Origin of the sequence: Simiduia litorea (assembly GCF_042853465.1) — a bacterium.
Lineage (GTDB): Bacteria > Pseudomonadota > Gammaproteobacteria > Pseudomonadales > Cellvibrionaceae > Simiduia > Simiduia litorea.
The window spans coordinates 2308490-2329790 of the sequence record NZ_AP031497.1 but is presented as its reverse complement, the minus strand read 5'-3'; the positions used below and the strand labels follow the sequence as shown (position 1 = coordinate 2329790).

The 21301-nt window shown below is 49.3% G+C and carries 17 protein-coding genes; 10 read left to right on the top strand and 7 right to left on the bottom strand.

The window, feature by feature from the left end; genetic code table 11:
* Positions 1–155: 155 nt before the first annotated feature.
* The 4 genes from ACGHTT_RS10385 to ACGHTT_RS10370 all read left to right on the top strand — a co-directional run bounded on the left by ACGHTT_RS10385 (position 156) and on the right by ACGHTT_RS10370 (position 5233).
* On the top strand, positions 156–1892 hold the full coding sequence (locus ACGHTT_RS10385) for a DUF885 domain-containing protein (RefSeq protein ID WP_390590410.1): 1737 nt from the start codon (positions 156–158) through the stop codon (positions 1890–1892).
* A 238-nt stretch (positions 1893–2130) separates the two neighbouring features.
* Complete coding sequence (locus ACGHTT_RS10380) at positions 2131–3846, top strand: M28 family metallopeptidase (RefSeq protein ID WP_390590409.1); 1716 nt, start codon at positions 2131–2133, stop codon at positions 3844–3846.
* 98 nt (positions 3847–3944) lie between these two features.
* The gene (locus ACGHTT_RS10375) at positions 3945–4709 is read left to right on the top strand and encodes a TSUP family transporter (RefSeq protein ID WP_390590408.1); all 765 of its coding nucleotides are present in this window, start codon (positions 3945–3947) and stop codon (positions 4707–4709) included.
* Between the two features lie 164 nt (positions 4710–4873).
* Complete coding sequence (locus ACGHTT_RS10370) at positions 4874–5233, top strand: hypothetical protein (RefSeq protein WP_390590407.1); 360 nt, start codon at positions 4874–4876, stop codon at positions 5231–5233.
* 8 nt (positions 5234–5241) lie between these two features.
* On the opposite strand, the gene ACGHTT_RS10365 is transcribed toward ACGHTT_RS10370, so the two are convergent.
* The 6 genes from ACGHTT_RS10365 to ACGHTT_RS10340 form a co-directional block, all read right to left on the bottom strand.
* Positions 5242–5925 carry an exonuclease domain-containing protein gene (locus tag ACGHTT_RS10365; RefSeq protein WP_390590406.1) on the bottom strand — a complete coding sequence of 228 codons (684 nt, stop codon included), beginning with the start codon at positions 5923–5925 and terminating at the stop codon, positions 5242–5244.
* Positions 5922–7808: a putative nucleotidyltransferase substrate binding domain-containing protein gene (locus ACGHTT_RS10360; protein ID WP_390590405.1), complete on the bottom strand. Its 1887-nt coding sequence runs from the start codon at positions 7806–7808 to the stop codon at positions 5922–5924. The genes ACGHTT_RS10365 and ACGHTT_RS10360 overlap by 4 nt, the downstream gene beginning before the upstream one ends.
* Before the next feature lie 121 nt (positions 7809–7929).
* On the bottom strand, positions 7930–8661 hold the full coding sequence (locus tag ACGHTT_RS10355) for a DUF1223 domain-containing protein (protein WP_390590404.1): 732 nt from the start codon (positions 8659–8661) through the stop codon (positions 7930–7932).
* Positions 8662–8863: 202 nt separating this feature from the next.
* Positions 8864–10570 (bottom strand): sodium:solute symporter family protein, encoded by a 1707-nt coding sequence (locus ACGHTT_RS10350; RefSeq protein WP_390590403.1) that lies wholly within the window; start codon positions 10568–10570, stop codon positions 8864–8866.
* Positions 10571–10579: 9 nt separating this feature from the next.
* The gene (locus tag ACGHTT_RS10345) at positions 10580–10846 is read right to left on the bottom strand and encodes a DUF4212 domain-containing protein (protein WP_390590402.1); all 267 of its coding nucleotides are present in this window, start codon (positions 10844–10846) and stop codon (positions 10580–10582) included.
* A gap of 90 nt (positions 10847–10936) precedes the next feature.
* Positions 10937–12229 (bottom strand): DcaP family trimeric outer membrane transporter, encoded by a 1293-nt coding sequence (locus tag ACGHTT_RS10340; protein ID WP_390590401.1) that lies wholly within the window; start codon positions 12227–12229, stop codon positions 10937–10939.
* A gap of 165 nt (positions 12230–12394) precedes the next feature.
* Between ACGHTT_RS10340 and ACGHTT_RS10335 the strand changes: the two genes are divergently transcribed.
* Positions 12395–13048, top strand: a complete 654-nt coding sequence (locus ACGHTT_RS10335; protein ID WP_390590400.1) for a response regulator — start codon at positions 12395–12397, stop codon at positions 13046–13048.
* Between the two features lie 16 nt (positions 13049–13064).
* On the opposite strand, the gene ACGHTT_RS10330 is transcribed toward ACGHTT_RS10335, so the two are convergent.
* A complete protein-coding gene (locus tag ACGHTT_RS10330) occupies positions 13065–16592 on the bottom strand; it encodes a PAS-domain containing protein (protein WP_390590399.1) in 3528 nt (1175 codons plus the stop codon).
* Between the two features lie 168 nt (positions 16593–16760).
* On the opposite strand from ACGHTT_RS10330, the gene ACGHTT_RS10325 reads away from it, so the two are divergent.
* The 5 genes from ACGHTT_RS10325 to ACGHTT_RS10305 all read left to right on the top strand — a co-directional run bounded on the left by ACGHTT_RS10325 (position 16761) and on the right by ACGHTT_RS10305 (position 21293).
* On the top strand, positions 16761–17270 hold the full coding sequence (locus tag ACGHTT_RS10325; RefSeq protein ID WP_390590398.1) for a PaaI family thioesterase: 510 nt from the start codon (positions 16761–16763) through the stop codon (positions 17268–17270).
* Positions 17267–17713, top strand: coding sequence for a PaaI family thioesterase (locus ACGHTT_RS10320; protein WP_390590397.1), 447 nt, complete (start codon positions 17267–17269; stop codon positions 17711–17713). The genes ACGHTT_RS10325 and ACGHTT_RS10320 overlap by 4 nt, the downstream gene beginning before the upstream one ends.
* A gap of 105 nt (positions 17714–17818) precedes the next feature.
* Positions 17819–19765, top strand: a complete 1947-nt coding sequence (htpG, locus tag ACGHTT_RS10315) for a molecular chaperone HtpG (RefSeq protein WP_390590396.1) — start codon at positions 17819–17821, stop codon at positions 19763–19765.
* A 177-nt stretch (positions 19766–19942) separates the two neighbouring features.
* Positions 19943–20998, top strand: coding sequence for an NAD(P)H-dependent glycerol-3-phosphate dehydrogenase (locus ACGHTT_RS10310; protein ID WP_390590395.1), 1056 nt, complete (start codon positions 19943–19945; stop codon positions 20996–20998).
* Complete coding sequence (locus ACGHTT_RS10305) at positions 20991–21293, top strand: DUF4389 domain-containing protein (RefSeq protein WP_390590394.1); 303 nt, start codon at positions 20991–20993, stop codon at positions 21291–21293. The genes ACGHTT_RS10310 and ACGHTT_RS10305 overlap by 8 nt, the downstream gene beginning before the upstream one ends.
* Positions 21294–21301: the final 8 nt, after the last annotated feature.

Sequence of the window (21301 nt, the reverse complement as noted above, 5' to 3'; positions counted from 1 at the left end):
TGTGGCGGTTAGGTGTGATTTTCAAGTGCTTGAGCGAATATATTATTGATATTGCTTGCAGGGGTTGAGCCTTTAACTCGTCTAGTTAGCGGCTTTTATAATAAATGACTTGGAGATTTGCCGTGCTTATTCTGTCGCGTTGTCTGATCGGGCTTATGATGGTTTTTTCGTTAGCGTTAGTGGGGTGCTCAAAGGCACCTTCCGAACACGCAAAAATCGATATCAACTTGGCGTTTGATCAATATAAACAACGCTTTTTAGAGGATTTTTGGCAAGTCTCGCCCGAGTATGCATTGTATAGCGGTCGTTATGAATTTGCGCCGCGCTTACGCGTAAATGATGAGCCAGCGCGTGCTGCTGATGCCGAGTTCATCAAGGCGCAAATGGCGCTATTGGCGACGTTTCCCCTTGATGAGCTAAACGCTACAAATAAAGGCGATTGGGCGATTATTGACAATGAATTGCGCGCTTTGCAGTGGCGTGCATCCACCTTCAAGGATTATCAGTGGAACCCGTCAAACTACAACATTGCAGGGCCCATTGGTCTCATTCTGAACACCGAATACGCGCCCCTCGAAGATAGGCTTATGGCTATTAATGAACGCCTTCTTAAGGTGCCCGCTTACTATCAAGCTGCAGAGGCAAACATTACGGCACCGGCCCTGCCACAAACCCAGTTGGCCATCGATCAAAATAGAGGTGCTATTGGGTTATTAGAAGGTGGTTTACAGGACGCGATTAAGGGCTCATCCCTCTCTAAAGAGGTTAAGCAAGATCTTCAGGATCACAATCGACGGGCGATTGTGGCGATTGAGCATTATGTCGCATTCTTAGAGCAGATGTTGCCGACATTAAAGGCGGGTGAAGCCAAGGATTTTCGCATTGGGGAAGCGCTATATGAGCAAAAGTTTAGCTTCGATATTGTCTCTGAGTTCAGTGCCAAGCAGGTGTACGAAATGGCCACAGCGGAGAAGGCGGCAATCCATTTGGAAATGACGAAACTGGCTACACAACTTTGGCCGCGCTACTTTTCCGAGGCGCCAATGCCTGAAGATGCTCTGGTCTTAATTCGTCAAGTCATCGAAAAGGTGTCTCTCGAACATGCAAAGCCGAGTGAATTTGTCGCTGCAGTGCAGACTCAGATTCCGGCACTCGATGCCTTCGTTATCGAGCATGACCTAATGGATACCGACCGAGATAAGCCACTTGTTGTGCGCGAGACGCCTGCCTACCAGCGCGGTTTCTCTATAGCCTCTATCGAAGCGCCAGGCCCCTATGATAGCGCTGCAAATACCTATTACAACGTATCGCCGGTGGACGGTTTAAGCCCTGACATGCAGGAAAGCCATTTGCGTGAATACAACAGTTACACCATGCAAATCTTGAATATTCACGAAGCGGTGCCAGGGCATTACACACAACTCGTGCACGCCAACAAATCGCCGAGTTTAATCAAGGCTATATTTGGCAATGGAGCAATGGTTGAGGGGTGGGCGGTATACACCGAGCGGATGATGTTGGAGCAGGGCTACGGTGACGGGCAACCGGAACTCTGGCTGATGTATTACAAGTGGAATTTGCGCACGGTGGTAAACACAATTCTTGATTACTCCATTCAAGTCCTCGGCATGGAAGAGCAGGCGGCTTTAGATTTACTAATGACCGAGGCTTTTCAGGAGGAAGCTGAAGCGAGAGGTAAATGGCGCCGCGCTAGCTTAAGCCAAGTGCAATTGACCAGTTATTTTACCGGTTATAAAGAGATTTACGGCTTCCGTGAAGAGCAAAAGCAGCGTCTGGGTGAGGACTTTGATTTAAAAGCCTTTCACAATGAATTTTTAAGTTATGGCAGCGCGCCGGTGAAGGTTATTAAAGCCAATATGCGCGCTCAGTAGGGCTTCTTGCGCGGCGAAAGTATCTGTAGGCGTTGTTGGGGAATCAGCAGCGCCTTGTTATACATGAGTTCTAAAAAATCACCGATAGTGCTCGCCCTCGGTGATTTTTCGATGCTAGTTCACAGGATCAGTCGCGGTATTGGGGCTGCCTTGAGGCAAAGGCCTATGAGCTCGTCTTATCAATACAAGAAAATTGAGCCTGAATGATCGGGCTGTGCAGAGACTTTTAGGAGATCCCATGAAACATTCCACTTGGCTCGCGCTGAGTATGGCCTGTCTTATTTCATTGTTTGGTTGTGAATCTAATCAGCCGCCAGCGCAAAACCAGTCGTCCGATACCACAGATCCCAAAGCGCAAATAGAGACATTTGCCGCCGATTTACATAAGCATATTGCCGTTTTGGCGTCTGATGACTTTGAGGGCCGTGCACCTGCGACAGCAGGCGAAGAAAAAACGGTTAACTACCTAGCGGCAGAATTTGGGAAATTGGGCTTGATTCCAGGCAATAATGACAGCTGGTTTCAACAGGTACCGGTGGTGAGTGCATCCTTAACAGCCAGCCCTGAAATGACCATTGAAAGCCAAGAGCCCATGATATTGAAGGCTGGCGTTGACGTTATGCTCTGGTCTAAACGCGAACAGGAACGCGTCGTTCTCGAGGCCAGCGAGATGGTGTTTGTGGGTTACGGTATCGTGGCGCCAGAATACCAATGGGATGACTACGCCGGTGTTGATGTCAAAGGTAAGACAGTCGTGGTGTTGGTTAACGACCCTGGTTACGCGACCCAAGACCCAGCGCTATTTAACGGCAATGCGATGACCTATTACGGTCGCTGGACTTACAAATACGAAGAGGCTGCGCGTCAAGGTGCGGCGGCTGTGCTTATCGTTCATGAAACAGGTGCGGCAGGTTACCCATGGGAAGTGGTTAGCGGTAGCTGGTCCGGTGACCAGATCAGCTTAGCCAGCGAAAGTAAAGGCGCCGAGCGGGTTGCGGTTGAGGGCTGGATAACACAGGCAAAGGCCGAAACCTTATTTGCGCAGGCAGGGCTTGATCTCAAGGCATTAGAGCAGCAGGCGAGTAGCCGCAGTTTTAAAGCGCAATCCTTGGCCGCCAAGGCGAGCGTTACCTTGTCTCTTGCGTTGCGCTATTCAGAAAGCCGAAATGTTCTCGCCTTAATACCCGGTCATAAGCGCTCTGATGAAGTTGTGGTCTACATGGCTCACTGGGATCATCTCGGTCAAAAGCCGGGCGATGATGGGCAAGACCATACGTTTAATGGTGCGGTTGATAATGCTACGGGTACAAGCGCGCTGTTAGGTCTCGCCAAGAGTTTTATGGCGGTCGAAGATCAGCTTCAGCGCAGTATCTTGTTTGTCGCGGTGACGGCTGAAGAGTCGGGTTTACTCGGCTCTGCCTACTACAGTGAGCATCCTGTTTTTAAATCCTACAAAACGGTTGGCGGTATCAATATGGATGCTATGAACGTCAATGGTCCAACTAAGGATGTTGTTGTCATTGGCTATGGCTCCAGTGAAATGGAGGGGTTGTTGAAAACGGCCGCCGACAAACAGCAGCGTCAGCTCGTGCGTGAGCCGACCCCGGAAAAGGGCTATTTTTATCGTTCAGATCATTTTAACTTGTCAAAAATTGGTGTTCCCGTGTTGTATGCCAAAGGTGGCCTCGAAAATCGCGAGCACGGCCACAGTTACGGTGCAGCGCAGGCCGCCGACTATGGTTCGCATCGCTACCATAAGCCTGGAGACGAGTATGATCCGAGCTGGAATTTGTTGGGCGCGGCCGAAGATATGCAGTTGTACTACGATGTAGGTTATGCGTTGGCCGTCGGAGACTTTTTCCCTAAGTGGTTTGATACCAGCGAGTTTAATGCGGCGCGTTCCGCGGCTATTGCTGCTTGTAAAGCGGCAAAAGAGCAACGCTGCCCCAATTAAACCAGGCGAATCTTTGGCGAGGTAATGAGGGCTCAAATGAGCCCTTTTTTGTTGCCCGTCAATGATTAACTCTTGTCATCATATGCTGTGAGTAGAAAGTGATTGAGCTGGAATTAACGACAATACTGGTATTGCTGGCGGTGGCTTTTGCCGCCGGGACTATCGATGCGATTGCCGGTGGCGGTGGCCTATTGACTGTGCCAGCACTTTTAGCTTGCGGCATGAGTCCCGCTCAAGCGCTTGCAACCAATAAACTGCAAGCTTGTTTTGGTTCTGCTTCCGCCACGTGGTTTTTTTGGCGGCGCGGTCTGTTGGCGTTAAAGCCCATGGCGCTCACCTTAGTCTGCACCTTCTCTGGTAGCGCTCTAGGTACGTTATTGGTACAACACGTGGATAGTCGGTTAATGAATTGGTTGCTACCCTTTCTTTTGATTACCATGTCGCTCTATTTCATTTTATCGCCGCGCATGCGCGATGAAGATTCCGACAGACGCCTCAGTGAGCGCACCTTTGCTTTTACCATTGGCGCCGGGTGTGGTTTCTACGACGGTTTTTTCGGCCCAGGTGTAGGGTCTTTTTACGCCTTGGGCTTTATCGGCTTGGCGGGAATGGGCTTGCGTAAGGCCACGGCGCACACAAAATTGCTCAATTTTACCTCTAACTTGGCGTCCTTATTGTTTTTCACACTTGGCGGTCAAGTAATATGGACGCTTGGTTTAATTATGGCCGTTGGCCAGTTTGCTGGCGGTCGCGTAGGGGCTAAACTGGTTTTTACTCGCGGCGCGGGATTGGTTAAGCCCCTGTTGGTGGTATTATCGCTAACCTTGTCGGCAAAACTGTTATGGGATTTGTTGTCTGTTTAAGTTTGCCTGCACCGTCTGAAGATACATTCTGATACCATGAGCCTATGAAACAATTAACACCTAAGATTAGATTTCTCGCCGTGATAACCTTCTTTGGCTTCTGTGTTCTAGGATGCAGTGAAAAGCCTGCGAGCCCAGATTTTTTTGTCCAAGAATGGCGGGGCATGAAGGCGATTTTTTGTACCAACAATAGTGAGCGCGAGGTATGGCAAACCCGTGATAAAGATAAATTGGAGCTGTTACAAGGCGCGCTAACGGTCGAAAATTCGCAGGTTATTGATCATATTATAAAAAGTCATAATCACGTTATTGAAATAGAACTGGGAGCTGATACGGGCGTAGAGCGCTGGCGCTTAGTTATTAATCGCGATCAGCAGCATATCAGTTTTTATCAGTTGGAAAACCCAACGCGCTCGTTTACAGCGGATAGCGATGCAATGTTTTATCGTGCGTTGAATACTTTGCTCAAATCACATATGAGTGAATCATTGGATATTTTTCGCAAGTGTGAAATGCCCGAGTAGTTGATTCGTTAGATTGCCTCGTCCCATGCCAAATTGTCGGCACCCGCTCGGTGCGCTGCCCAAGCAAGAAATAACTCGGCGGTGGCTAAAGCATCCTCTAAGGCATTGTGTGCCGGTGCATTGGGTAAACCATAGCGAGAGCGACAGGCGTGAAGTCGCAAGCTGCCGGGGCCAATGACGTCTGAATGCTGCAACACCTTGTCTTTTTCTAACTGTAAGGTGTCGATAAATGGGGTTATTAATTGGCTATCAAAGTGTCGAAGGCAAGCGTTGTTAATAAAGCCCATGTCTAAACAGGCATTGTGAAATAACAGTACCTTACCTGTGCAGTCTTGTATAAGTTCAGTTAATACGTCTTTTAATGGTAGACCTTTGGTTGTGTCGGTATCGGTGATGTTGTGTATTGTGGCACTGTTGCCTACGCCCATTTGAGTTTTAATTAGCTTATGTTTCGCGCTATGTAATTTGATGACGCCTCGCTTGATGACAACCCACCCTGCGCTGGCAATCTCGTGGGCTAGAGGGTTTAACCCAGTGGTTTCTAGATCAACGGCAATGAATTCAACATCGCGCCAATCGGTGCCTCTTGCCGGTAAATTACAAGATAAAAATTGATTGAAAACTGGCTCCAAGGTTTTGGAGTTTGCAGCATTTCTTTGCCAGTTTAGCCAGTGGTAGCTGATGCAGTTCATGCACTGAGTCCTCGCCCAAACTTTAAAATTAATGCTTCTTGTGCGTCGTCTACGGCGGTAAAGGCATCGCGCAGCTGTTCTCGTTGCATTTCTGGCAATGTAGCGGGGTCGATATAGTTAGTGGTGGCTTGGTGATTGCTGAGTTGCTTTGCCTGGTTTTGTAACCTCAGGCTTAATATATATTCGAGCGCATCGAGTAAATTTCTACTATCGGCGAGGGTGAGCGCCTGCATGTCGGCTAGGGCTTTAAGTCGTTCGCGCGTGTTCACCGCTGCGCAGCCATGGGCCAACGCATAGACTCGCGCCATGTCGACTATAGGAATAATGCCACGGTGTTTTAGGTCTAATTGGCGTGCATGTTCACCATTGCGTTCAAGTACAAAGCGTCTAAAAAAACCGAGAGGAGGGCGATGGGTGGCGGCGTTGCGCGCTAGCGCAGCTAAAAAAATATCATTTTTTTGCGCCACCTTTAGCATGTGATTTTGCAGTTGTGTTGCTAGTGCTTTTTCGCCATAAATAGCGCGAATATCGAAAAATATGCTGACCCGCATGACGGCGTCTAAGGTCGGTTCATCAGTCCAGCTGGACACCCGTTGTTGCCACCGGCTAATCGGTTGCCGCCACTCATCGGTGGTGGCCATGATCCCGCCTGGGCAATAAACATAACCGCAACTGTTGAGACCGTCGCAAACCAGCTGTGCCAGTTTGGAAAAATAGGCGTCTGCAGATGCCGGTGCCTCGTCGCTATACACTAAGGCATTATCTTGATCGCCGCCAATCGCTTGCTCCGCGCGTCCTTGTGAGCCAAAACCTAACCAGGCGAAGGGCGCTGGCGGGGGCCCTAGCTCGAGTTCTGCGATTTGAATAAGCCTACGTGTTATCGCATCCGAGACACTGGTAAAAATTTGACCCAATTGGTAGGCGCGCACACCAGAGTCGTTCCATTGGCTCAGAAGGTTAGGCAGGGTGGCGGCTGCTCGTTGTAAACCAGCGAGTGAGGTTTGTTTGTGAATAAATTGTACCAAATAAACCGGGTCCTGCTCGCGGTTGCGTATCATGTCGCTCATGGTGAGCATGCCGCAAGGTTTATACCCTGATGCTGTGGAGGCACTGCCAGGTATTGTGGCCTCTACTACGGGTAAATGATGAATCCCATGTTCACTCATTAGCAACATGGCATCAAACAGTGTTGCATCTCTATCTATGCTGAGCGGTTGCTCGGTCATGACCGCATTTATCGGGGTTAGGTAGTCTAGGCCTTTCGCAACGAAACGGCAGCGAAGATCTCTGTCTGTCACTATTCCTAACAGTTTTTCCTGCGCGCAGATCATGACTGAAGAAACACGGTTGTCGAGCATCACTTCGGCCGCTTTTTTAACGCTGACGGTTGGGTCGACTGCAATTACTTTATGGCTCATGAGTGCGCTGATAGGGCCCATTAGCAAGTTGTTGGCGGGTGTAAGCATCACGGCTCGACGCAAGCGCCGGTTGCGCTGGCTGTGAAAAAAGCGATCGAAGTTTCTGTTTTGCTGGCGCAGTTGAGCGTGGTATTTGTTGTCGAGTAAATAAATAAGGCTGTCTTCAATAACCTGCGCGGAGATGTCTGGCTCTTCCGCCGCTAAATTACATAAGTTGAAATTTTCTTTTTCACCTAGCCGATCGAGTAGCTGATTGGCGCCGGAGCGGAGCTCCACTGCACCGGAGCGTAAAATACGTATGTTACGCGCACTAAAGTCGGGTTTAATGTGGCTGCCGGCCCGTAGGTAGGCCACATCCATATGACTGGCGGCGAATTGAAGTTGATTTGGGTCCAATTCGTTATAGGGGAGGCACTGTTTTAGAAACTCGATTACCGCGCTGATTTCTGGGCTGCTGTCATTCATTGTCATTGGCCGCATTGTACGAATTAATACGTTATATCAATTGTGTGGCCCTAGGTGTTTGTTGCAAATCAACTAAATGTGAATAGCTGATCGCTAATCTTGACGGACATCGGTGTTAAAACTAGGGGTGAGGGTTGACGTCCGTCCTTGGTGCAAGCAGGCCGCCAGTGATACTTAACGGTGTGCTGTTGCCAGGTTCTGTAATCCAGGCGATAACGGCTTGAGGGGGTATGCCGTCTTTACTTGAGGGAAGTTCACCTGCCCAATGCAAATCTTGTTGCGCATATTGTACAAAACCCAACATGACAAACTGTTCCTCCAGTATCCGGCCTGAATTTTCTCCGCGTTTGATTTTGATGCTAAAATCCATGCCGATTAAAGCTAGGTTGAGAACGGTATTTTCGAGCTCACTCTGTGCCGTAAAGCGATTGCCGTCAATCTGTAAACTGAGCATTGGTTGGTTGGCGACTGGTGTTTCTGGTAGCTCAGGTTTCATTTGTGTGACTAACGCGCGCCATTCAACTCCATTGATGACGACCTGTGGTGTGTAAACACCCGATGTGACTTTCCGGTGGTGATAGCGGTACTGTCGATGGTTTGCTTCGGTGCTAGAAAACTTATCGACCCAACCCAGAGAGTCCCAGTAATCGACATGCCAAGCTATGGGAAACACAGTCACCCATAGCTCGGGATCGTTTTTAAAGTTATTCAACCAGCGCTCGGCGTTTGGGCAGCTGCTACAGCCCTGAGACGTGAATAGCTCCACCAATTGCGCCTTTTCTTCGCTAGCCTGAAAGTTTTGCGCTTGGGCGATGGGGCTGATCATAAAAAAAGCGAGCAGTAGCGTTTTCAAGGTAGTAGGGGTTCCTGTTTCGGTTGTTTTTATTCGCCGTTAAGTATGGCAAATAGCGCTGTTTAGTGCCATGTACAAATACCCAAGCTATGACAATCAAGTGTTGCTGTGCTCAGGCCTTTATAAGTGACTTTAAGCAACCAATCCTGTCATAAAAAAGGCTCCCGAAGGAGCCTAAACTAGTGGGCAGAACATGGATTAATCAGTGGCTCACAGCGTCACCGGCACCCTTAGGGTAGCGAATTGACTCCACCAAATCCTGAATGTCTTCAGGCGCATCAGAGGTCATCTTGTTAACCGCGAGAGCGACCACAAAGTTGATGATCATGCCTACCGTACCGATCCCTTCTGGTGACACGCCAAATAGCCAGTTGGCGGGTACGTTGGCGCTTGGGTTAATGAACTTGAAGTAAATGATGTAGGCGGCGGTGAATAGAATGCCGCAGACCATGCCTGCAATTGCACCTTCCTTGTTCATCTTCTTGTAGAAAATACCGAGGATGATGGCGGGGAAGAAACTCGACGCTGCCAATCCGAACGCGAAAGCAACCACTTGTGCGACGAAGCCTGGCGGGTGAATACCAAGGTAACCGGCGATCACAATTCCTACTCCTGCAGCTAAGCGGGCGTAGAGCAACTCCTGCTTGTCGGTGATCTGTGGCATCAAGTTACGTTTCAATAAATCGTGCGAAACGGAGGTGGATATCACCAGAAGCAAGCCCGCTGAGGTAGACAATGCTGCAGCAATACCACCAGCGGCCACTAACGCAATCACCCAGGCGGGAAGGTTGGCGATCTCAGGGTTGGCTAGCACCATGATATCGCGGTCAACTTTCATTTCATTGCGCTCATCATTGGAGTAGAACATCCGGCCATCGTCGTTATTGTCGGTCCAGCTAATTAAGCCTGTTTGTTGCCAGTTGGTAATCCAGCTAGGTGCCTCGGTATAAAGCGTACCTTGGTTATCGCTACCGTTAATGGTTTCAATCATATTGACCCGAGCAAAGCCCGCCACCGCTGGTGCCGTGGTGTACAAAATGGCGATAAACAGCAAAGCCCAACCTGCAGACTTACGCGCATCGCGCACTTTGGGTACCGTGAAAAAGCGAACGATAACGTGGGGCAAGCCCGCCGTGCCGACCATCAGCGCCGCGGTGATGAAAAATACGTCAATGGTGCTTTTGGTGCCGTCAGTATAGGCAGCGAAACCAAGTTCTTGACTGAGCCCATCCAGCTTATCAAGCAAATAGGTGCCGGGTTCTGCCGTCAGTTCAGCACCGAAGCCCAATTGCGGAAAGACGTGACCGGTCATCATCATTGAGATAAAAACGGCCGGTACCATGTAGGCAAAGATCAGCACACAGTATTGTGCCACTTGGGTATAGGTTATGCCTTTCATCCCTCCGAGCACGGCATAAAAGAACACGACAGCCATACCGATGACGACGCCGGTGGTAATATCGACTTCCAAAAAGCGCGAGAACACAACACCAACACCGCGCATTTGCCCTGCGACGTAGGTAAATGATACGAAAATCGCGCAGATAACAGCGACGGTTCTGGCTGTTTGTGAGTAGTAGCGATCGCCGATAAAGTCGGGCACCGTAAATTTGCCAAATTTGCGCAAATAGGGCGCCAAACACAAGGCCAGTAATACGTAACCGCCAGTCCAGCCCATTAAATAAACGCCACCGTCATAGCCCATAAAGGAGATGAGTCCGGCCATCGAAATGAACGACGCCGCACTCATCCAGTCCGCAGCAGTAGCCATGCCGTTGGCAACAGGGTGAACCCCGCCACCAGCCACATAAAACTCCTGAGTGGAGCCAGCGCGAGCCCAAATGGCGATACCGATGTACAGCGCAAAAGAAACGCCGACGATGAGAAAAGTCCAAGTTTGAATATCCATTATCGGCTCCTAGTCTTCATGAACGTGATATTTGCGGTCTAATTTGTTCATGAGGTTTACATAAACAAAAATAAGCAGCACAAATGTGTAGATGGAACCTTGTTGGGCGAACCAGAAGCCCAGCTTAAAGCCGAAGAACCTGAACTGATCGAGTACATCTACCAGTAAAATTCCGCAGACAAAGGAAACGGAAAACCAGACAGCGAGCAAAATAAGCATCAGCCGTACATTCTCTTTCCAATAAGCGACTTGATCGTCTTTCGATTTAAAGGCCATTGTCATTACCTCGATTGTTATTGTCTTGATGATCATCTAACGGCGTGCAGGGTTAAACCATTGGACATTGGTCTAACCCTGATCCGAGCGCTAAAAGCTATACATCGCCATAAATTGCAAACGATTCAGGCTGCCGCTGTCATCGCTTTCAATGGTTTTTTCACCGTAGATAATTTCGGCCCCCAGATTGATTGCAGGCGCAGGTGAATAAATCAGATTAACGTGTGCACTTTGGTATTCACTGGGCGTGCTGGCCGCGACGAAATCAGGGTTGTCTGAGCGGCTAGCCGATAACACCAGACTTGAGCGCCACCGATCGTTCCATGCGTGTTTGTAGGCGATAAAACCACCTAGTTGATCATTCAGTTCAATTGAGCCGTCGGAGTCGATAGAGCCGTCGCGATAAGACTGAAGCCCCATATAACGCCCTAGCGCATTGCCGTAGTTGAGCATGATTTTTAAATCGTCAGCACCAAACTTCCACACCGCCGAGCCACTCAGCGCATAGCCAAACTCGCTCTCATCCATGGCTTGGCCGCCGATGGTGTCTTTGTAATGGATTTCGCGCCCGATGCCGGCAAGGCTGTAGGTAAAACTATTAGCTTTACCATCAAAGCGAACAGCGACGTCCGGCATGTCATTGTTGTCGTAGTTATTGCTGCCACCGTTTAGCCCAGTGGAAGGATTTTCTAAGGCAAAGTGCAGAGCGTTGCCACCGCTTAATTTCGTGCTCCAGCGCAGTTGGGCTTGGCGGACGAAGATGGTGCCAGCGGGGCCAACGAAGTCGACCGTATTCGGTAGTGCACTGACATTAAACAGTGTTGACCAGGTTTGACCCGCGAGTAAGCTGGCGCTATCGGAGTAATCCCAGCTCAGGTAGGCGTGGCGGACCCGTGGAGCGTAGGAGTTACTGATGCGTTCATCGCCTTGCCCGCTTAACTGAAAGTCGATTTCCAGTAAACCGTTAACTTGGCCAGCATCGGTATCAGTAGTGGATTTCACATTGAAGCGCGATTGCTTGGCATGCATATCAAATTTACTGCCGCTGTCGCCGCCAATAGGTACTGTTGATGGAATGTAGAAGTCGTCGCCGATGCTGGCGGTGGCGCGATCGCCATCGGAGTAATCTGAATACATGGCATCTAATTTAATGAAACCGCCAAACTGAAAGCGAGTGCCTCTTTTGGTTTCTACGCCTTTGGTGGTAGTCGTTTCTTTTTCCTTCGCGAGATCAGCTTTGAGCTGATTTAACTGGGCTTCGAGTGCCGATACTTTTTGGCTGACATCGGTTTGGGCTTGAGCTTGCAAGGCCGTTAGGCCCAGCAGCGCTGGGGCAATGGCGAGTGCGATGAGTGACTTTCGTGAAACGCTCTTTGCTAGCATGGGTGTATCCCCCTTTTTATAGTGAATGCTCAGCATCGACCATAAGACTCGGGGCTTGCGTATTCTATTAGCGATTGGTCTAATATCGACCAATGTCTACATAGACTAAAGGCTAAGATTGTTTTAGCTTTATGCCTGTCTGAAAAAAACATAAAAGCGGACACTATGATTTCAGTTCCAACGTCACACACCTTTATTATTGCCGATGATCACCCCCTGTTTCGCACTGCGCTGGCGCAAGCCGTGACGGCTCGATTTGACCGTGCGGTGATATTGCAAGCCGACACGGTTGATGGATTGCAACAGCTATTAAGTCATAATCAGGCGGTATCTTTAGTACTATTGGATTTACATATGCCTGGCGCTCAGGGTTTCTCATCCTTGATCCATATCTGCGCCTGCTATCCGTTAATTCCGGTCGTCATGGTTTCCGCCGATGCAACGCCCGAGGTTATGACCCGTGCCTTGCGCCATGGCGCAGCAGGTTTTATTCCCAAAAGTTGTTCACTGGAGGAGATCAGCACGGCGGTAACGGATATTTTAAACGGTGGTCAATGGGTGCCCGCTGATTTTTCGCCGGTTGAAATAGATACCGATAATGAGGTTGCGGTGGCGGATATATTGGCCACCTTAACACCGCAGCAATTTAGGGTATCAAACCTAATTGGCCAAGGTCTGCTGAATAAACAAATCGCCTATGAAATGTCCGTTACTGAAGCAACAGTAAAGGCACACGCCACAGAGATTTACCGAAAACTCGGTGTTAGCTCACGTACACAAGCGGTGCTAGCGCTGCAGCAATTGGATGTTAAATCTTAACGTTTCGCTATTTCTGTTAAGTTTTTTTAAGTAAGTTACGCATCGCTGCTCGCAAGGAAGCGGGTTGCACAGGTTTGGTCAGCAAGCTGTAGCCCGCATCGTTAACTTTCGCTCGAAGGTCGTCACTGTTATCTGCGCTAATAATAAGGCCGGCTAAATGTGTTTGCCAATGTAAGCTAAGTGCTTGTAAAAGGTCCAAGCCGTTTTCTCGATTGTCCAAATGAAAATCTGCCAATACCAAGTCGGGTGCTTGAGGAAAACGCCACTGAATGAGGGCCGAACCTAGGTCTGCGGCAGTGACGACTTGGCAATCCCACTGAGTCAAAAGCGCGAGTAGGCCTGAGCGTATTTGTGGTTCGTTATCAATACACAAGACCTTTAGCCCGGTCAGTTCACTGGCTTGATTTGATGGTTTAATGTTGTGTAGTGTCTCGTTGCCCAGTGGCACCGCAATACGAAACATTGAGCCTTGTGCCAGAGTTGAGCGTAGCTCTAAGCTATGCCCGAGCTGATGTGCCATACGCTGGGCGATGGAGAGACCTAAACCTAAACCATTGCCGGTATCTCCAGATGCCCCTTGAACACGCTCAAACTCGTTAAATATGCGCTGCTGATCTTCCTGTGCGATCCCTGTGCCGGTATCCCATACTTCGAGCCATAGATGGCCATTTTGACGACGGCAGCCGAATAAAATTTTATTTGTTTTTGCGTTATTATTTTCCGCGCGGGTGTAGTTGATGGCGTTGGATAGGAAGTTCTGGACGATACGCCTTAGCAGTTGTGGGTCTGAATAAAGCCAGCAGCGCGTATCTCTCCAGCGAAAAATCAAGCCTTTTTCCCGCGCGATGGCGCTGAACTCACGGGCTAAAGGCGAGAGCAAGCTTGAAGCAGAAAAGTGCTCGCGCTTAGGTGAAAGTTTACCGCTGTCTAATCGAGAAATTTCTCGCAGAGAGTCGATTAAGGTTTCTGTTGATGCCAACGCATCACCGATGTGACGGGTATCGGTTAGTAATTCTTCATCGCCGCGCTTTTCCGCTTTTTGCGCTAATGCGGCTACAAATAGTCGCGCTGCATTAATAGGCTGAGCCATGTCGTGACTTGCAGCGGCGAGAAATCGAGTCTTGCTGGCATGTACAGCGCTAAGTTCTTTTTCAAGTTTGGCGCGCAGTTGATTTTCCCGCTGCAGTGATTGATTCGATTCGATCAGTTCTGTGGTGCGCTCGGCGACTCGACTTTCGAGCTGGCCTTTCGATTGCTCTAATTCTTCCTGTACTCGTCGGTACTCTGAGATATCGGTGTAGGTGGTGACGTAGCCACCGTTGGCCAAAGGAATCCCTCTGATCTCTATCACGGTATGATTGGGGAGGCGCCTTTCTAAACGATAATTTTTCCCCTCTTTTAGCCAGTTAAGCCGGCGTTTAATCGCCGCATCTAAATCGTCGTCCGCCTGGGCAAAAATACCGCGTGCCGCGTTGAATTCGTAAACCCGCGAGATGGGACAGCCGACGTACAATAAGCGCGGCGGATAATTAAACATTTCTTCGTAGCGTTTGTTCCATGCCACCAGTTGCAACTGCGACCCCACCACGCTCACGCCCTGTGGAATAGTTTCCAGTGTGGTCTGCAATAACTCTTGACTGAACTGCACTTGTTTAGAGGTCCCACCCACAAGGTTGACCAGATCTTCCAACAGTAACGGTTGTTGTTTGCGCAATAGCTCCATGGCTCTGTGTGCTGAAACGGCGCCAATAATGGCGGCCAATGCCGACTCGACTTTGGCCAGAATAAAGCGTGGCGCTTTATCGTGCGGCAATAATCGATGACTCAGTCGTTGTTCAAATTCTCGCCAGAGCGCTAGGCTGCGCTGTTCACCCATCAATGGTGTGATAACCCGCTGCAATTGCCGAATCTCAATGCCACTTAGTTCGAAATCTTGTTGAGCATAATTGAAGCGTCGGTGCAGCTGAGTAAAGGCATTGGCTTGGCGAATATCGAGTGCGTTGAAGCGGCTTAAGAAGGAAACGACGTAAAAAAGTAGGCAGTTGATCAGCAAGCTCCAAAACACCCCTTGTGTAAGTGGATCGACACTATCAAAGCCAAATAGCTTGGTCGGCATAAGCCATGATATCTGACCTGGCCCCTCGGTCACCAACGGGTGCTCTGCGCCTAGCAAAGCCGGTAATAATAGACAGTAAAACCAAATGCCTGCGCCGCCCAATAGCCCAGCGAGCACGCCGTTGCGGTGCCCGCGCTGCCAGTATAAAGCGGCAACTAAAGAGGGCAATAACTGGGCTGCGGATGCAAAGGCAATTAAACCAATAGAGGGCAAGGAATTGTCTGCCGATAAATGCTGTTCCAATAGCCAGCCGAGCATTAAGACGATGGCGATGGCTAAGCGTCGAACATTGCGTAAGTTTTGACCAAGCTGTTCAGCTCTGAATTGTCGGTTGGAGCCAAAGCGCAACCATAAAGGCACGACCAGTTCGTTTGAGATCATAATTGAAAGCGTGATGACCGCGACCACAACCATACCGGTTGCTGCGGAGATGCCGCCGAGAAATGCTAAGGCGGTAATGGTGGGAGAGTCTTGCGCGAGGGGAAGTCGCAAAACGATGGTGTCACCGGCAACGCTCTGTAAATCAAATAGGCTTTGGCCGGCCAACGCAATGGGCACGACCAGCACACTGAAGATCATTAAATATAATGGTAATAGCCAGCGTGCTGTGCGCAAGCCTTGGCTACTGTGGTGCTCGACAAAGGTGAGGTGAAATTGTCTGGGTAGACAAATAATGGCGGCAAGCGCAAGCAGCGTCTGGGTTAAAAAATTAGCATCTATATTGGGTAGTTGTTTGAGCGCTGAGTTGACCCCTGAAAGTTGTTTAGCGCTGGCTGAATTTGCGTCCATGAGAACTTCAAAGGCCAGCCAAGCCACTAGGATAAACGATAGCAATTTTACCAATGATTCGACCCCGATAGCCGAGATCAAGCCTTGATGGCGGTGCGGGCCGTCCAGCGTTCTGGTGCCAAACAAGATGGCAAACCAGATCATAATCATGGCGGCTATTAAGCTATTGCTCGCTTGTAACTCGGCGGTCGCTGAAGGCAATTGAGCGTCGACGGTTTGCCAGGCCAGGCTGACGGCTTTTAGCTGGAGCGCAATATAGGGCAGGGTGCCAATAACGGCCAATAAGGTCACCACGGAGGCGAGCAGCTGGTGTTTACCGTAGCGTGAGCCGATAAAGTCGGCGATGGACGTGACTCGATTGCGTTGGCTTATTACTGACAGCTTGCGCAGGAAGGGCCAGCCCAATACAAAGAGTAGGATGGGGCCGAGGTAGATGGGCATATAATCCCAGCCGCTCTCTGCGGCTAAACCGACTGCCGCGAAAAAAGTCCACGAAGAGCAGTAAACGGCGAGAGACAGGGCATACATCAGGGCTTTAACTTTTGGCGAAATCTGCGTTAAGCGCTCGGCTTTCCAGGCCACTAAAAACAGCAAGCCAGCATAGACAAACGCCAGTAACAGCACCAACTGACTATTCATAAGAGCCTGTTTTCGTTATTTTTTTGCAGTCTACCTAATTTATCGACAAGGTGTATTGTTCGACTTTCGTCTAAGGCGGCATTTGTGGTTGGATTTAGCAAGGCTAGTGATGCTTAGTCGCTTAGTTCTATAATGCTTAAACGAGCGTTTGAAGGTTTCGGGGTGTACATGCTTAAGTCAGGAATTAGTTTTGAAAAAGCCAAGCAGTTGTTTGAGTTTATGGTTTCATTTAACAAGGGCGACCATTTTCATCAATTGGGCTTAGGGATAGACGCTGTAGGCGATGGTAGCGTCAGAGTTAAGCTGCCTTGGGGCGAGCACCTTGTGGGAAACCCGGATACCGGTGTTATTCATGGCGGCGTGTTGACCACAATGCTCGATACCTGTTGCGGGTTTGCCACCTGCACGGCGCTTGAAGAGCCCGAGCTTTGTCCAACCATGGATTTACGCATCGACTATATGCGACCAGCCACGCCTGGAAAGACACTCTATGCCGAAGGCGAGGTCTATAAGGTAACGGAGCATGTCATCTTTACGCGAGGCGTGGCCTATCACGATGATAAAAACAAGCCCGTTGCTTACTGTGTTGCCAATTTTTCTCGTCTAGATAAGGCCATCGCAGCGCAGGTGGCGCAACAATTTCGTGCGGTTATTGACAGTTTCGGAGCTGAGTCATGAGTCAACAGGGCTATTTTGCCGATCTTGTGCGGGAGGCCCGCGCCAGTGGCCAGGTGAACTTGATCACCGATGCTATTCCCTACGCCAAGTTGCTGGGTATGACGGTAGATCAGAGCGCAGAGACGCTGTGTTTTCTGCTGCCCGCCAGCCCGGGTAACATTGGGAATCCTACGCTGCCAGCGCTCCATGGTGGTGCTATAGGCGGTTTTATGGAGATGGCAGCGGCACTGCATTTGTTAATGGCCATGGACACCTTGAAACTCCCTAAAATTGTCGACTTTTCCATCGACTATATCCGCGCCGGTAAGTTGCGTGACACGCGGGTTAGCTGCGAAATTGTTCGTCAAGGTCGAAAATTGGTCAATATGGGTGTTACCGCGTGGCAGGAATCGCCCGATGAGCCTATTGCAAGGGCGCGCGCTCACTTTTTGCTCACAGATTAAGCCTGGCGCAATGCTTGAATTCTCATTTGCTGGCCCCATCTTAAGGGCAACTGGTCGCCTAGCGGCCAAGGCTGAGAAACACTGAGATAACAGGAGCTTGCACGCATGAGCGTCGATAACAACGTCGAAAACAATGGCGAAAGTAACAAAGAAACCCGTGGCTTTCAGACCGAGGCAAAACAACTGCTTCATCTGATGATTCACTCCTTGTATTCCAATAAGGAGATTTTTTTACGCGAATTGGTTTCTAATGCCTCTGATGCGGTTGATAAATTACGCTTCGAAGCTCTAACCAATGATAGCCTTTTTGAAGGCGATTCGGACCTTCAGGTAAAGGTTGAATTCGATAAAGAAGCCGGCACTGTCACTATTACCGATAACGGCATCGGTATGTCTCGCGCTGAAGTCATCGAAAACTTAGGTACTATTGCCAAGTCGGGCACCTCTCAATTTTTCCAAAATCTGACCGGCGATCAAAAGAAAGATGCGCACTTAATCGGTCAGTTTGGTGTCGGCTTTTATTCCGCCTTTATTGTCGCTAAAGAAGTTGAAGTGTTTACTCGTCGCGCCGGTGCGCCAGTATCCGAGGGCGTGCACTGGGTTTGCAACGGCGAGGCTGAATTCAGCGTGGCTGACACCGTGCGCGAAAAACGTGGCACTACCATTCTTATTCATTTAAAAGAAGACGAAAAAGATTTTGCCGACAATTGGCGTTTACGCTCGATTATCAAAAAATATTCAGATCATATTTCTATTCCCGTGGTGATGGAAAAGATCAATTACGATGTTGCCGATGACGAATCTGATAAAAAGGCAGAAAAATCAGCGCCTGAGTTTGAAACCATCAACAGCGCAACAGCACTTTGGACGCGTTCGCGCACTGACGTTTCCGAGGATGAGTATAAAGAGTTTTACAAACACGTTTCCCACGATCACGCTGAGCCAGTGACGTGGAGTCACAACCGCGTCGAGGGTAATCTTGATTACACAAGTTTGTTGTATGTGCCCGCGCGCGCGCCTTTCGATATGTATAACCGCGAAGCCGCTCGGGGATTAAAGCTTTATGTTCAGCGCACCTTTATTATGGATGACGCCGAGCAATTTTTGCCCATGTATTTACGCTTTATCAAGGGTGTTGTTGATTCAAATGACCTCTCTTTGAACGTATCGCGCGAAATCTTGCAGCAAGACCCAAATATCGACGCTATGCGCACAGCACTAACTAAGCGCGTCTTAGATATGTTGTCTAAATTAGCGAAAAATGACGCGGAGAAGTATGCCAGCTTCTGGAAAGAATTTGGCCAGGTACTAAAAGAAGGCCCTGCGGAAGATTTTGCTAATCGCGAGAAAATCGCAAAATTATTGCGCTTTGCGACGACCCATACCAATGTAGCAACGCAAGACCAATCGCTCGAAGACTATGTTGCTCGGATGAAGCCCGAGCAGAAAAAGATTTATTACGTAGCGGCCGAGAACTTTAATACCGCGAAAAGTAGCCCGCATTTAGAGATTTTCCGTAAGAAAGGCATCGAAGTTTTATTGCTGAGCGATCGAGTCGATGAATGGCTTATGGGCCATATGGTCGATTTCGATGGTAAGCCTTTGCAGGACGTGGGTAAGGGTGCCTTAGACCTCGGCGAGCTGGATACCGAAGAAGAGAAAAAAGCCCAGGAAGAGAGCGCCAAGACTCACGCCGATTTAATTGCGCGGGTGAAAAAAGCGTTGGAGGCCCAGGTATCTGAAGTGAGAGTTACCCATCGTTTAACGGATTCACCCGCGTGTTTAGTGGTTGGCGATCAAGATATGGGCGCACAGATGCGCCGATTGTTGGAGCAGGCCGGTCAGAAGGTACCTGAATCCAAGCCGATCTTTGAAATCAACCCAGAGCATCCGTTGTTGCTGAAGTTGGATCAAGAGCCAGATGAAGCGCGTTTTGAGGATTTGGCTAAGGTTTTGTTTGATCAGGCGCATCTTGCTGAAGGTGGTCAACTCGAGGACCCAGCGCTCTACGTTGCGCGCTTGAACAAGCTATTGCTGGAACTGAGTCACTAGCGCATCGCTTGCGATGAGAGAGAAAGGCCGTTGCTCGAAAGGGTAATGGCCTTTGTCATATCTTGACCCTACACTTTGACAGAATAGGGTATATTGGACACGTACCGGCAGGCTAGATGTGCCGGTTCAGATAAAATAATTGATGAGCTTGCACTGCAGGCAAAAGAAGATATTCAAATGACAGAAGCGACCTCTTCCATGTCACCAAAACACAGTGGGAAACGCATTGCGGTTCTCGGCGGTGGCAGTTTTGGCACGGCAATCGCGAATATATGTGCGCACAATCAGAATCCAACCTATCTTTGGATGCGCGATAAGATGCGAGCAGCCTTGTGCCAGCGCGAGCGCGAAAACAGCCATTATGTTCCGGGTTATAAATTTGCCCCCAGTTTGATTGCAACCTCTGATCTGCGTGCTGCGGTGATTGATGCCGACGTGGTCTTTGTGTCGGTGCCAAGTTCCGGTTTTCGCGAAGTGGTTCGGCTTATTAAACCTTTGGTGCGCGCCGACGCACTGTTAATAAGCACCACCAAAGGTATTGAAGGTAATGGTTTTACTCTCATGAGTGAAATTTTAGAGCAGGAACTACCTCAGCACCCTGTAGGCGTCTTGAGCGGGCCTAACTTTGCTAAAGAAATTGTGGAGCAACAGCAAACGGGAACGGTTATTGCGTCCGATGACGCAAATCTCATTAGAACCATTCAGTCTGTGTTGAGCTCCGGTAACTTTAGAGTTTATGCCAATAAAGATAAGCGCGGCGTAGAGCTGGCTGGGGCGTTGAAAAATATCTATGCCATTATCAGCGGCATGGCCACAGCACTAGGCGCAGGTAGTAATACCCACGCCATGTTGATAACGCGGTCACTCGCGGAAATGAGTCGAATGGGCAGTAAGTTGGGCGCAAACCCTATGACCTTTCTCGGTTTGGCCGGCGTGGGTGATTTGATTTTGACCTGCACCTCTGACTTGTCGCGCAATTATCGCGTCGGCTTTGCCTTAGGGCAGGGGCGGGCCTTGGATGATATTGTAAATGAGCTCGGGCAGGTAGCTGAAGGGGTTAATACGCTTAAGGTGGTGGCGCAAAAAGCCAAGCAAATGGATGTTTATATGCCGTTGGTGAAAGGGTTATATGCAGTGATTTTTAATGGCTTGCCCATTAGTGAGGTAGCGCATAAGCTGATGGTGGGCGAGCAAAACTACGATGTTGAATTTATGGGGGAAAGTCATGAGTAGCGAAAAAGAAACAAATTTAGATAGTATTAAAATTAATATTTTAAAGCCCGACCATTGGGTGCGACTGTTGTTTATGATTTTATTTGGCTTGGTCTTGCAAGTAGCCAGCATTGTGGTCGGCGTGGTTGTGGTGTTGCAGTTTATTTTTGCGCTAATTACCGGTAACGATAATGAAAATCTGCGCCAGCTCGGTGCTAGCTTAACAGCCTATATCGCTCAAACCTTGGCGTTTTTAACCTACAACAGTGAAGAAAAGCCCTTTCCTTTTTCCGATTGGCCCGACACGAAGGAATAATAAGTTTT

Bases quoted from the DNA above. Each gene is read 5' to 3' on its own strand.
- ACGHTT_RS10385 (WP_390590410.1), top strand. From the start codon at position 156: ATGATGGTTTTTTCGTTAGCGTTAGTGGGGTGCTCAAAGGCACCTTCC.
- ACGHTT_RS10380 (WP_390590409.1), top strand. From the start codon at position 2,131: ATGAAACATTCCACTTGGCTCGCGCTGAGTATGGCCTGTCTTATTTCA.
- ACGHTT_RS10370 (WP_390590407.1), top strand. From the start codon at position 4,874: ATGAAGGCGATTTTTTGTACCAACAATAGTGAGCGCGAGGTATGGCAA.
- ACGHTT_RS10365 (WP_390590406.1), bottom strand. From the start codon at position 5,925: ATGAACTGCATCAGCTACCACTGGCTAAACTGGCAAAGAAATGCTGCA.
- ACGHTT_RS10360 (WP_390590405.1), bottom strand. From the start codon at position 7,808: ATGAATGACAGCAGCCCAGAAATCAGCGCGGTAATCGAGTTTCTAAAA.
- ACGHTT_RS10350 (WP_390590403.1), bottom strand. From the start codon at position 10,570: ATGGATATTCAAACTTGGACTTTTCTCATCGTCGGCGTTTCTTTTGCG.
- ACGHTT_RS10345 (WP_390590402.1), bottom strand. From the start codon at position 10,846: ATGGCCTTTAAATCGAAAGACGATCAAGTCGCTTATTGGAAAGAGAAT.
- ACGHTT_RS10340 (WP_390590401.1), bottom strand. From the start codon at position 12,229: ATGCTAGCAAAGAGCGTTTCACGAAAGTCACTCATCGCACTCGCCATT.
- ACGHTT_RS10335 (WP_390590400.1), top strand. From the start codon at position 12,395: ATGATTTCAGTTCCAACGTCACACACCTTTATTATTGCCGATGATCAC.
- ACGHTT_RS10330 (WP_390590399.1), bottom strand. From the start codon at position 16,592: ATGAATAGTCAGTTGGTGCTGTTACTGGCGTTTGTCTATGCTGGCTTG.
- ACGHTT_RS10325 (WP_390590398.1), top strand. From the start codon at position 16,761: ATGCTTAAGTCAGGAATTAGTTTTGAAAAAGCCAAGCAGTTGTTTGAG.
- ACGHTT_RS10320 (WP_390590397.1), top strand. From the start codon at position 17,267: ATGAGTCAACAGGGCTATTTTGCCGATCTTGTGCGGGAGGCCCGCGCC.
- htpG (WP_390590396.1), top strand. From the start codon at position 17,819: ATGAGCGTCGATAACAACGTCGAAAACAATGGCGAAAGTAACAAAGAA.
- ACGHTT_RS10310 (WP_390590395.1), top strand. From the start codon at position 19,943: ATGACAGAAGCGACCTCTTCCATGTCACCAAAACACAGTGGGAAACGC.
- ACGHTT_RS10305 (WP_390590394.1), top strand. From the start codon at position 20,991: ATGAGTAGCGAAAAAGAAACAAATTTAGATAGTATTAAAATTAATATT.